Raw genomic sequence first — 11,938 nt, 5'->3', positions numbered from 1 at the left:
CTGCTGTTCGCCGGCACTACCGTTCAATCAGGAAGTGCAACGGTAGTGGTAGTTGCAACGGGCAATAAAACCTACGTAGGCACAATGTCTGAGCTGCTTCAGCAGCCTTCTGGCGAGACCAGCTTTGACGAGGGTCTTAAGTCCGTCTCTAAGGTGCTTGTCTCGTTCATGCTGATCATGTGCCCTATTGTGTTCTTCGCAAACGGATTCCTTAAGGGCGACTGGTTTGATGCGCTGCTCTTCAGCGTTTCTGTTGCCGTTGGCATTACCCCTCAGATGCTGCCCGTCATTGTGACCACTTGCCTTTCTCGCGGTGGAACGCAAATGGCCAAGCAGGACGTTATTGTTAAGAATCCGGCGGCAATCCAGAACCTGGGCGCTATGGACATCCTGTGCACCGACAAGACCGGCACCATCACCGCAGACGAGGTTGTGCTTGAGCGCCACCTCAACATTCTGGGCGAAGAGGATCCTCGCGTGCTCCGTAACGCGTACCTGAACAGCTATTTCCAGACGGGTCTCAGAAACCTCATCGACAACGCAATCATCAAAACTTCAAACGACGAGCTGCCCACTAACCTGCTGAGCATTGAGTACGAGAAAATTGACGAGGTCCCATTTGACTTTGAGCGTCGCCGCATGAGTGTTGTGGTGAGAAATACAAAAACTAACAAAACGCAGATGATCACCAAGGGCGCCGTTGAAGAAGTCCTCAACGCATGCTCCTTTGTTGACCTGGACTCTGATATTAAACCGCTTACACCCTCCCAGCGTAAAAGCGTTATGGACCGCGTCTACCAGCTCAATCAGGAGGGTATGCGCGTGGTTGGCGTTGCTCAGAAGAGTGACCCTCGTGGCGTCGGCGAGTTTGGTGTAGATGATGAACGCGACATGGTGCTCATTGGCTACCTGGCCTTTTTGGACCCACCAAAAGAGAGTGCTCGCGAGGCAATTGCTAAGCTCAACCAGAGAGGCGTGCAGGTCAAGGTACTTACCGGCGATAACGAGGGCGTTGCTGCTGCTGTCTGCAAAAAGGTGGGTATCCACGTTGACGAACTCTTGCTTGGTAGCGACGTAGAGAACCTTAACGATGAGCAGCTCAAAGAACGTGTCGAGAAGACCCAGCTCTTTGCAAAGCTTTCCCCTATGCAAAAGGCTCGTGTTGTCTCTGCACTCAGGTCCAACAACCACGTAGTCGGCTTCATGGGCGACGGCATCAACGACGCTGCCGCTATGCGTTCCTCCGACGTAGGAATCTCCGTTGACACCGCTGTTGACGTAGCAAAAGAGTCCGCTGACATCATTTTGCTGCAGAAGGATCTGCTGGTACTTGAGCACGGCGTTGAAGAGGGTCGTAGAACCTACGGCAACACCATCAAGTACATCAAGGCAACCGCAAGTTCAAACTTTGGCAACGTGCTATCCGTTTTGGTAGCCAGCTTCTTTTTGCCATTCTTACCTATGAGTGCCCTCCAGCTGCTCCTGTTGGGACTTGCATATACCGTTACCTGTATCGCAATTCCTTGGGACAACGTTGACGAGTCGTTCCTCTCAAGTCCTCGCTCTTGGGACGCTCATTCGATTACAAACTTTATGCTTTGGATTGGACCTGTTAGTTCAATCTTTGATGTGCTGACATTTGCTCTCATGTTCTTTGTAGTTTCTCCCGCTCTTGCAGGAGGAACTTGGGCAGAACTTACCGCAGCCGGGAACACCGCAGCTCAGGCTCTCTTTATTCTGTCTTTCCAAACAGGTTGGTTCATCGAATCCATGTGGACCCAGACCTTTGTTCTCCACGCGCTCAGAACCAACAAGATCCCGTTTGTTCAGAGCATGCCATCGGCATCGCTGCTTGCTCTAACCTCTGCGGGAATCATTGTGGTCAGTGCCCTTCCGTATCTGCCGGTGTTTGCGCAGCCCTTGGGCCTTCTTGCTCTGCCTTTGTCATTCTTTGGGTGGTTAGTCGCTCTTATGAGCGGGTATATGGTTCTTATCACCATAATCAAGAGCCTCTACGTTAAGCGATTTGGCTCTCTGCTTTAACCTTGCTCCAGGAAGGACCACAATGGACGTAAAAGAAGCTATGGACCAGCGCATTTCTTTGCGCGCCTACGACCAAAAGCCCATTGAACAAGAGAAGCTCTCTCAGCTCCAAGAAGCTATTGACGTCGCAAATACCCAGATGGCAGAGGTTGCGCCCGATCACCCCGCAGTCCTTACCCTCGAGGGTCCTCACCTTGAAGATGGCACTTCCGTCCACATGAAGAATAGGTCTATTGTCGGTCCCATTTACCACTACGTAGCAGGCTATTGTGAAGACGCAATTGCCCGTGAGCTCATTGGCTACTATGGCGAGAAGATCGTTCTTCTCGCCACCCAGCTGGGCATTGGCTCATGTTGGATTGCCGAGACCATGGACTGGAAGACCCTGGCTCGCGACGAGTACAACGGCCTTAAGCTGGGCATTATTATTTCTATCGGATACGCTCCGGAGAAGATTCCACTCAAGCAGGAGGGCATTCGTACCGCAATTCGCCTGCGTACCAAGAAGCCTGCGCAGATTATGACGGCAAACGGCGCTCCAACTGAGCCAGAGCAGATGCCCGAATGGTTTAACCGTGGCATTAATGCGGTTTTAGCATGTCCAACCGCCATCGACATGCTGCCTGTTGTATTTGACCTGACAGATGGCGTGGTAAGCGCCTCGATGCCTAACCAGCGCCACCTTATCCAAGATTACGACCTGGGCATCTCCAAGCTGCACTTTGAGCTTGCTGCTGATCTTAAGGGTACGTGGGAGCTTGGACAGCCTGGTCGATTCATCGTTTCCCAGTAACGCTTCCCAACCCACCGACGCATTCCCGAGCGGTGCTTTTCTGGACGACACATCCAGCCCACCGACGCATTCCTGAGCGGCGCTTTTCCGAACGGCGCATTCCTGGACGACACAACCAGCCCACCGCTGCGCCACCGATAAGAAAGGACCTCACATGGCCTGTTCCGCACAGCACGTTGCAAACAAAGTTCTCTCGTCCTACCAGTGGAGACTTGCAACCAAGAAGTTCGATCCAACCAAAAATGTCTCTGACGAGGACCTTGAGGTGATCCTTGAGGCTGGTCGTCTGGCACCAAGTTCCTACGGTTTGGAGCCTTGGCGCTTTCTAGTTGTTAATTTACGAGAGGATCAGGCTTCTGAGCAGTCTCTTCGCCTTAAAGAGAAACTTTACGAGCCATGCTATGGAGCTCGCGCATCCCTCGATGGTGCTCATTACCTGGTTATTCTTCTTGCTCGCAAGAACGTCAACGCAGAGTCTGCTTATGTTAAACACATGATGCACGACATCAAGCAGCTTCCTGCGGACTTTGAGCCAACCTACGCTGCAGCCTTCAAGAACTTCCAGGAGAACATGTTTGACCTGGTAGGAAACGAGCGCGCAACCTTTGATTGGGCTTGCAAGCAGACCTACATTGCGCTTTCAAACATGCTCACTATGGCCGCTATGATTGGCGTTGATAGCTGCCCAATCGAGGGCTTTAACCGCAAGGCTGTCGATAAGATTTTGGAAGAAGAGGGTCTTCTCGACGGTGGACAGTACAACGACTTTGGCGTTTCCTGCATGCTTAGCCTGGGCTATCGCGATATGGATCCTGTCCAGAAGCGTCGCCAGCCAGCTGAGGATGTTATCGTCAAGCTGTAAAGCGTTATTACATTAACTTTTAAGCTGCCTCCTATTTCCCGACACCGAGAAAATGGGAGGCAGTTTGTTTAGCAGGCAATTCTTTGTTGAGTGGGAAAGTCTTTGCTACTTAGGAAGCTTATTGCTCGTGCGAAACACGGTTGCACATAGCTTGGTCGCACACCATTTTTTCGCCAACTGGTCTTTTTTGGTGCGAAATGACTTTCTCTGATCCAAAAATGGCCCATTTCAGTGCGAAGTGGTAAAAAATGCGTTTAGTTGGAATATGCAGGATTGATTAGTTTCTATGCAAGCGATTTACCAGTGCTTTTAGTTAAACAAATTTTTCATATGCATTCATATTATTTCTGAACTGCTTAAACGTAAATGCCAAAATGACAAAACTAAAAATTTATTTCCAACTAAACGGGTTTTTTACCCAAAACAGCACCCTCTGAATGACATATCAATTTCTTGATTAGTTTTTGTGCATATTAGGCAGTCTTTATGCACGCTGAGGTGTCCTCGAGTATCTGTACGCTCAACGCACTCTGCAAAGCAAACGCACTGTGCAAGCCGAGAAACCCCACGGTATGCACAGTGCGCTCAAACGAACAGTAAAACTAACAGCTTAGCCAGCAGAAAACCGCTGTCTACCTGCGGATAAACCTAAAGCCGCGACCAGAGTGGATGTACGGCAAGAATGCGCGGTCTTCCTCGCAGATACTCCCCGCAACGTTATCACGAGCATCAAGCTCCAAGAGACCTCGAGCAATCGAAAGTTCCCCTGCATAGCGGCCATATGCTTTACTGCTCACCAAAATGGCACCAGTAGCAACGGTTTCCCAGGTAGAAGGCTTTGCGTCGTATACGGGAGCATCTTTCCAGAGCCTGGATTCTTGTGAACGGATAATGTACGAGCTGGAATCAGGTCGATCAGTCTGAAGTCGATCGTACAGATACTCAAAACCAGGCTTGAGCTCCGTCTTAAGCTCAATGCAGTTTCGCTCAAGCTGACCGATACGCTTCCACGTAGATTCAGTAACATCTGGGTCGCCAATAAACACCACGTCAGAGTCAGCGTCGTAGAGAGCAAGCATTGCCTGAACAAGCGCATCGCCCGAAAGTCCACGGTGTTCCTCGACAGTTGGCAGTCCCTCGTAGAGAGGACCGCGGAAAATCTCGCCAGGAACAAACGAGAAAATCTGGAATCCAAGCGCAGAAAGACGCGCATTAATCTGCGCGACACGCTCAAGCGAAAGGCCCGTGTAGCTCTTGGGATAGTAATTGTGGCAGGCAGCAAAGCGAGTAAAGTCGGCGCCAGCTGCTCGCCACGCAGAAATGTCATCTTTAATAATGGTCGAGGCATTAAAGACCACGTGGAACTTGCGAGAAAGCTCAACGGTCTCTGCTGCGTCAAATCCAAAGTCAAGGCGCACATACGTAATACCAAGTTCTGCAAGCTCGTCAAACTTCTGAACGCCAAGTTTGGAAAGAGTCGCAGGAGAAACGTCGGCAATGAGGTTGATCTCTGCCTTCCTGCACAGCTCTAAAAGTCGGCGAGTCTCAGTGCGATAATCAATCCCCTCTTCCTCGGGAATCTGCAGAGAAGTGAATGCATAGTGACATCCGGCCGCCTGTGCTTTTGCCACAACCTCAGCATTAGCCTCATATCCGCTGGCAAAATACAGTGATATTCCGGTGCGCATAAATCCTCCAAGCAATTGCAAGCGCTTTCTAAAAGACGGGTTTTCTCGCCAGTCGGGCGCCGGGCGAGAAGACCAACGGGCAGCCGGTCGGTCAGCCAGTCAGGTGCCAGTCGGGTGCCGGGCGAGAAAAAATCCCTCTTCCTAGGATACCTAAGAAGAGGGATAAACGTTTCTAAAACGTGTGGTTTTTACTCGCCGAAAACGTCGTTAATACGATCCTCGTCAACGCCGAAGAACCAAGTAAGTGCAAATCCTGCAGCGTAAGCAAGAAGCATAGCAAGCAGGTAGAAGACCTGGTTTCCAGGCTGGACAATCAGCAGACCAAAGAGGCCGGAGACGCCCTGGGAAACGGTACCAAGGTGGAAGAGGTAAGCAACGACGGAGCCAACACCGGAGCCGAGGCATGCGGTGATGAATGGCTTACCAAGAGGCAGAGTAACTGCGTACATAAGAGGCTCGCCGATGCCGAGCATACCAACTGGGATGGACTCGGTTAGGTACTTCTTGACGCGCTTGTTCTTGGTCTTGAAGAGGATTGCAAGACCAGCACCAACCTGGCCGCCGCCTGCCATCATCAGCAGAGGAAGCAGGTAGTTGATGCCCTGAGTTGGGCCCTCTGGGTTGTTAAGCATAACGTGGATTGGGGTAAGTGCCTGGTGAAGACCAACGGAAACCAGTGGCAGGAAGGTAGAACCAAGCAGGTAAGCACCAAAGACGCCAAGCTTGTCATAGAAGAACTGAAGGACAAAGAAGATTGCCTGAGTGAGCCATGCGCCTGCAGGCTGAAGAATCAGAACAGAGCCAATGACACCGATGATGACGGTGCAAAGTGGTGTCAGGAAGGTGTCAAGAACGCTTGGCATAACCTTGTGCAGGTTCTTCTCCAAGAATGCAAAGAAGATTGCGCAGATGATTGCACCAATCATGCCGCCTGCTGCTGCGTTGAACAGGTCAGAGGAAGCGACGATAAATGCGCCCTCCTTGAAAGCAACAGTTGGGAGGCTGAATGGAAGGTGAACCAGACGAGTTGCAACGCCGTCAACAGTCTTGGAAGCGAGAAGAGGCATACCAGCGTTAGCAATGGAGAGTGCACCAGCCATAGCACCAAGAACGCGAGAACCGCCAAACTCCTTGGCAGCATTCTCGCCAGCGAGAACTGGCAGGTAAGCAAAAAGTGCCCAACCCATGGTCCAGATAGCTGCGAACCACCACTCATTAGCAAAAGCCTTACCAGTGGAGAAGTTGATAACGTTGATGATACCGTTGATCAGACCTGCAGAAATGATGCCAGGAAGCAGTGGAACAAAGATGTTAGCAATCTTCTTGAGGAAGCGCTGAACAGGCTTGTTCTCGTACTTAGCCTTCTGAGCTGCCTTGTTGTCCTTAGCTGCGGATACAACGTCGTCCTCAGATGCGTCACCAGCAGCAACGCCGGTAAGCTTGGAGAACTCAACAATAACCTTGTTGACAACGCCAGGACCAAGAACAACCTCAAGGTACTCTGCATCCTCGACCAGACCCATGACACCGTCGATAGCCTTGATGGCCTCGGAGTCAACCTTTGAAGGATCTGCGGTCTTAATGCGGAGCCTGGTCATGCAGACCATGTTGCTCTGAACATTTTCTTTGCCACCGACGGCAGCAAGAATCTGTTCTGAAAGCTTGGTGTAATCCATACTTTCCTTCTTTCTCTCGTTGCGATGTTGCAACAAATACTTATCAAGAATACATAAAAAATGAACTTGGCGGTACAAGAATCCATACCTGTGGTTCATTGTTTCATGTTTTGACCTAATTTGAACGCCCTGTTACTGCAGGTAAACTGAGCGTTTTTCAAAACTTACCGACCACTTGCGCGTCATGCTGATACCACTGACCGATGTAACTGAAACAAAATGCTCACGCGTGTGTCATTTGTTACAACTGCGATTACTACAGTGCACCTCTGACATGACCATGAGCTGCCTCAAGCTTAGCTTTAGCCTCTTCAATAGGCATCTGAGTAAGCAGCATGACAATAGCAAGCTTTGCATTACCATCAGCCTGCTCAAGCGCCTGAGCTGCCTCTTCGCGAGTGCAACCAGTTGCTGCCATGGTAATGTTCTGCGCGCGAACTACCAGCTTCTTGTTGGTCTGCTGCACGTCAACCATAAGGTTCTGATATGCCTTACCCACGCCAACCATAGAGCCGGTTGAAATCATGTTCAGAATCATCTTCTGAGCGGTACCAGACTTAAGGCGCGTGGAGCCTGTAAGAACCTCAGGACCGCAGGAAGGCTCAATAGCAAGTTCTGCCTCTTTGCCTACCTCAGAGCCCTTATTGCAAGCAATGGCAACGGTCTTGCAGCCCAACGAACGAGCATAGCGAAGGCCTCCAATAACGTAAGGAGTGCGACCACTAGCTGCAATTCCAATAGCAATGTCGTTCTTGTTCAGGCCAATCTTCTTGAACTCTTCTTCGCAAAGCTCAAAAGAATCTTCCGCGCCTTCAACTGCACGTACAAAGGCCTTCTCGCCCCCGGCGATAAGACCAACAACCACGTCAGGAGAAACGCCAAAAGTAGGCGGGCACTCAACCGCGTCTAAAACGCCCAGGCGGCCTGAGGTTCCAGCGCCAAAATAGACGATTCTTCCGCCAGCCTCAAGCGAGGAAACTGCCCACTCAACTGCCTGAGCTACCTGCGGAAGAACCTCTTTGACGCCAGCAACCACGTTGAGGTCTTCCTGGTTCATAACGCTGACCAGCTCAAGCGGGGTCATCTGATCCAGGTCCATGGTGTTGGGATTTCTTGTCTCGGTGACAAGCTTTGTTAAATCAATCACGTTTCCACCTTCTGTGTTGTGATTTTTACGCAATATTACGCAATTACGTCGTTGGCTATACCGGGCAAATCTTGGTCAGATGAAAGCGTGGCAACACGCTCAGCCGAATCTAGCTTGCCAATATAGTTTGTCGAGAAACGCTTAACGCTCTTCTCGTAATTTCTATTTACATAGGCTGCAAAGAGCGCATCTACAACGTTGAGCTGGGCAATTCTTGAAGACATGGCGCCACTTCTCATGATGTGCTCAGTCTCTGCCACGCCCAAAACAAAGTCGGAGCGGTGAATGAGCTCTGAATCAATGCCGCCGCGGGTAATGGCAACCACCTTGGCGCCGTTTGCCTTTGCAATCCAGGCACACTCGATGGCTTCACGCGTAAGGCCTGAGTAGCTGACCACAATAGCAAGATCTTCTCGCCCCATGTTTTTGGCGTAGAGCATCTGAGAGTGGTAATCATCGCTCAAGTTGCAGGTAATGTTGAGGCGCATGAGTTTGAGCTGCAGATCTCTTGCAACCAGAAGCGAAGCTCCCATGCCAAAGAGGCAGATGGAATGAGCTTGCATCATGAGTGAAACAACTGAGTCAACAACCTGAGCGTCAAGCAATTGCCTGGTAAGCTCCAGCGAAGAAATGTTCTTTGCCGTAACTTTTTCGATGATCACATCAGTGGTGTCACCTGCGATAACGCCGCCGACAGCAATATCGTTGCTTTTGTTACTTACTGCCAGCTCGTAAATGAGCGCCTGCTGGAACTCTTTATAGCCACCGCAGCCAAGCTTCTTGCAAAGCCTGACAACCGTTGATGCAGATGTATACGTTTGAGCTGCTAGTTTATGGATTGATTGACCAACTGCTGCCTCTGGATCAGACAGAATATAGTCGACAATATCGCGTTCAGCTGAACTAGCATTCTTGCGATACTCTTCCAGACGTAGACGAACACCTCTCACGCAATCACCTCCGGCCGTCCAGTTGACTAAAACGTTTGACTATATTGTTTCACGTTGCCATAAAAATTTCATCTGTAAAGTAGGCAGTGCCGTAAACGGTAGTATTGCGTGTGCAAGCGTAAATGCATTCTGTTTGCATTGTATGCGCGACCATTCATGTTTTCCCAGCGTAATGCAGGGACAATTGTCGCAAAAACCTTGCTTTATGTTAGGTACGTTACTACCACTTCATAAAAATTTTTACTACCGAGTAGACATTTAACCACGTACAACCTGATTAAAATATTTCATCTTTGCCTAAAAAATTCAAATTTAGATACCATTGACAGCTTTTTTGATACCACTCGCAGTACGTTAACGTACCCATTATTTCATCTTGGACAAACTAGCTGCAATTTTGATGAAACGCACGTCATCATAAGCGCAAATTATCTCAGCCAATTGAGATGCAGGTGTTTCACCTAAGGCAAAACCGAAGGAGACGATATGCGCACCAACGAAGATTTGCACCAGAATCAAAACGCTCACTCTGAGCACTCATCTAACGCAGGCTCCCCTGCTGGGCAAACCAGAAGGCAATTTCTGAGTAGAAGTGCTCTTGGTCTAGCCGCTCTAGCAGGTCTTGGCCTTACCGCCTGCCAGACAAAGGGCGGCGCAACTACTGCTAAGGGAACTGCAAAGAAGGTTGACTCTGTAGACGGAACCTTCCAGTACGAGAAGGTCTTCCCTGTTCTTAACGACAACGAGGCATTTGACGACTCACTTGTTACTAACCAGCTCAACAGCTTTGTTTGCTTTGCTGGTCAGGGAACCGTCTATGTAAAGAGCTCCGAGCCTCAGAGCTTTGCGCTCTTTGTAAACGGTCACCAGGTTCCAACCGACAAGCTTGACGGCTCCTCCTGGAACCAGATTGACATCTCTGACGTAACCGTCAACGGCGATAACCGCCTGCAGATCAGCACCGTTAAAGAGACTCAGGCAACCTTTGAGGTCAAGATTGGCTACCCAACCCTTATTGACGGCACCAAGGACTACGCCGACAACGACAACTTTAAGCTGATTGACCAGATCATCAACGCAGAGATTGCCAACGGCTTCACCTCTGCCCAGCTGGTAGTTACCAGGTACGGCAAGATTATCAAGAAGACCAACTACGGCAACGTCAATTCTTACAACAAGGACGGCTCTCGCATCAAAGACGGTAAGGCTGTTGATGACAACACCCTCTATGACCTGGCCTCTAACACAAAGATGTATGCCACAAACCTGGCAATTGAGAAGCTGGTCACCGACGGTCAGCTGGACGTCTCCAAGAAGGTTCAGGAGTACATTCCAGACTTCAAGGACCAGGAGGGCGATAAGATCCTGGGTAAGAACGAGCTTACCGTTCGCGAGATTCTTGAGCACCAGGCTGGATTCCCACCAGATCCTCAGTACCACAACCGCAACTACAACCCAGAGAAGCCTGACGATCCTCAGCCAAACGCAAACCAGAAGCTGTACTCCCAGAATCGCGACGAGATTCTGCAGAAGATTATCGAGACCCCTCTGCAATACGTCCCAGGTACTAAGACTGCCTATTCCGACGTAGACTACATGCTTCTTGGTTTTATCATCGAGAAGATCACCAATAAGCGCCTTGACCAGTACGTTAAGGAAGCTCTCTACGAGCCACTGGGACTCAAGAACGTCACGTTCAACCCACTAGACAACGGCTTCAAGGCTGACGGAATCGCAGCTACCGAGCTTAACGGCAACACTCGCGACGGCCTGATTACCTTTGACAACATGCGTACCGACACCATTCAGGGCACCGTCCATGACGAGAAGGCCTACTACGCAATGGGTGGAATCTCTGGTCACGCTGGTCTATTTGCCAACGCTTCCGACCTGGCTGTTCTTGTCCAGACCGTTATGAACCGTGGTGGCTACGGCAACACCATGCTCTTCAGCGAGGACGTTCACGACCAGTTCATCAAACCAAAGGACACCAGCGTCACCTACGGTTTGGGCTGGAGGCGTAAGGGTCACATTGGCTACCAGTGGGCCTTCTCGCCAATTGCAAATGCTGCAACCGTTGGCCACACCGGCTGGACCGGCACGCTTACTGTCATTGACGTCTACAACAACACCAGCTTGGTGCTGCTCACTAACACCAAGAACTCGCCTGTCATTGACAACAAGGTCAATCCTAACGACTTTGTGGGCAACCACTTCCTGACCGGCGGCTACGGAGTTGTTTCTACGCTGGCATTTGATGGACTTGACGACGCAAACGCCGAGGGCAACAACGCCAAGCTCATGGATATGGTCATTGCCAAGTACAAGCTCATTCAGGCCGAGGCAGATTATCAGACTGACCCCGATAAGGCTTCCCTGAAGGCATTGCTTGAAGTCTGCGACCAGAGGAAAGACTCCAAGGTTATCAAGAACTTCCAGGCAAGCGACCTGTACAAGACCATCTCGGAGTTTGTTGGTAAGTAAAGCTCGTGTAAACAAGCTGCGAAGCGGGAATAAACGCAGTACACGAACAAGGTACGATACACATCTTGTCTAGCAACGGCCCTCTCCTCCGTCTAGACACACCAAAGCCCGGATGCTATTGCGCGGCATCCGGGCTCTTTTTGTGCGTGCGCGCACGCTGGGCTTTCGAATGCGCGGGTCGGGCGCGCCGCGAGCTGCGCGGGTTTCTCGTCGGATACATCGCAGGTGGGTGCGCCGCGAGCCTGAAAAGTGCAAAGAATCTGTATTTGAGCCACCGATTCTTTGATGAAATCAG

Annotated in this window: 8 protein-coding genes; 4 read left to right on the top strand and 4 right to left on the bottom strand. The window is 50.5% G+C overall.

All coding sequences use genetic code 11. The features are described 5' to 3' along the window. The 3 genes from mgtA to RWJ43_RS03750 all read left to right on the top strand — a co-directional run. The coding region (gene mgtA, locus RWJ43_RS03760; protein WP_314007939.1) for a magnesium-translocating P-type ATPase at positions 1-2,043 on the top strand (2,043 nt) is incomplete at its 5' end. A 22-nt stretch (positions 2,044-2,065) separates the two neighbouring features. Then, entirely contained in the window at positions 2,066-2,836 is a 771-nt protein-coding gene (locus tag RWJ43_RS03755; protein WP_314007936.1) for a nitroreductase family protein, read from the top strand. Positions 2,837-2,990: 154 nt separating this feature from the next. Then, a complete protein-coding gene (locus tag RWJ43_RS03750; protein ID WP_314007933.1) occupies positions 2,991-3,698 on the top strand; it encodes an NAD(P)H-dependent oxidoreductase in 708 nt (235 codons plus the stop codon). Positions 3,699-4,330: 632 nt separating this feature from the next. On the opposite strand, the gene RWJ43_RS03745 is transcribed toward RWJ43_RS03750, so the two are convergent. The 4 genes from RWJ43_RS03745 to RWJ43_RS03730 form a co-directional block, all read right to left on the bottom strand. Continuing rightward, positions 4,331-5,386 carry a MupG family TIM beta-alpha barrel fold protein gene (locus RWJ43_RS03745; RefSeq protein WP_314007930.1) on the bottom strand — a complete coding sequence of 352 codons (1,056 nt, stop codon included), beginning with the start codon at positions 5,384-5,386 and terminating at the stop codon, positions 4,331-4,333. 188 nt (positions 5,387-5,574) lie between these two features. Beyond that, a complete protein-coding gene (locus RWJ43_RS03740) occupies positions 5,575-7,062 on the bottom strand; it encodes a PTS transporter subunit EIIC (RefSeq protein ID WP_314007928.1) in 1,488 nt (495 codons plus the stop codon). Between the two features lie 256 nt (positions 7,063-7,318). Then, positions 7,319-8,209, bottom strand: a complete 891-nt coding sequence (gene murQ, locus RWJ43_RS03735) for an N-acetylmuramic acid 6-phosphate etherase (protein ID WP_314007925.1) — start codon at positions 8,207-8,209, stop codon at positions 7,319-7,321. 35 nt (positions 8,210-8,244) lie between these two features. After that, positions 8,245-9,159: a MurR/RpiR family transcriptional regulator gene (locus RWJ43_RS03730; protein ID WP_314007922.1), complete on the bottom strand. Its 915-nt coding sequence runs from the start codon at positions 9,157-9,159 to the stop codon at positions 8,245-8,247. A gap of 486 nt (positions 9,160-9,645) precedes the next feature. On the opposite strand from RWJ43_RS03730, the gene pbp4b reads away from it, so the two are divergent. Beyond that, entirely contained in the window at positions 9,646-11,643 is a 1,998-nt protein-coding gene (gene pbp4b / locus RWJ43_RS03725) for a penicillin binding protein PBP4B (protein WP_314007918.1), read from the top strand. Positions 11,644-11,938 lie beyond the last annotated feature (295 nt).

The sequence above is a fragment of the Lancefieldella parvula genome, from assembly GCF_963530955.1.
Classification (GTDB): Bacteria; Actinomycetota; Coriobacteriia; order Coriobacteriales; family Atopobiaceae; genus Lancefieldella; species Lancefieldella parvula_A.
The sequence above is the reverse complement of the archived record's forward strand: the minus strand, read 5'-3'. Positions and strand labels throughout refer to the sequence as shown.

Bases quoted from the DNA above. Each gene is read 5' to 3' on its own strand.
- RWJ43_RS03755 (WP_314007936.1), top strand. From the start codon at position 2,066: ATGGACGTAAAAGAAGCTATGGACCAGCGCATTTCTTTGCGCGCCTAC.
- RWJ43_RS03750 (WP_314007933.1), top strand. From the start codon at position 2,991: ATGGCCTGTTCCGCACAGCACGTTGCAAACAAAGTTCTCTCGTCCTAC.
- RWJ43_RS03745 (WP_314007930.1), bottom strand. From the start codon at position 5,386: ATGCGCACCGGAATATCACTGTATTTTGCCAGCGGATATGAGGCTAAT.
- RWJ43_RS03740 (WP_314007928.1), bottom strand. From the start codon at position 7,062: ATGGATTACACCAAGCTTTCAGAACAGATTCTTGCTGCCGTCGGTGGC.
- pbp4b (WP_314007918.1), top strand. From the start codon at position 9,646: ATGCGCACCAACGAAGATTTGCACCAGAATCAAAACGCTCACTCTGAG.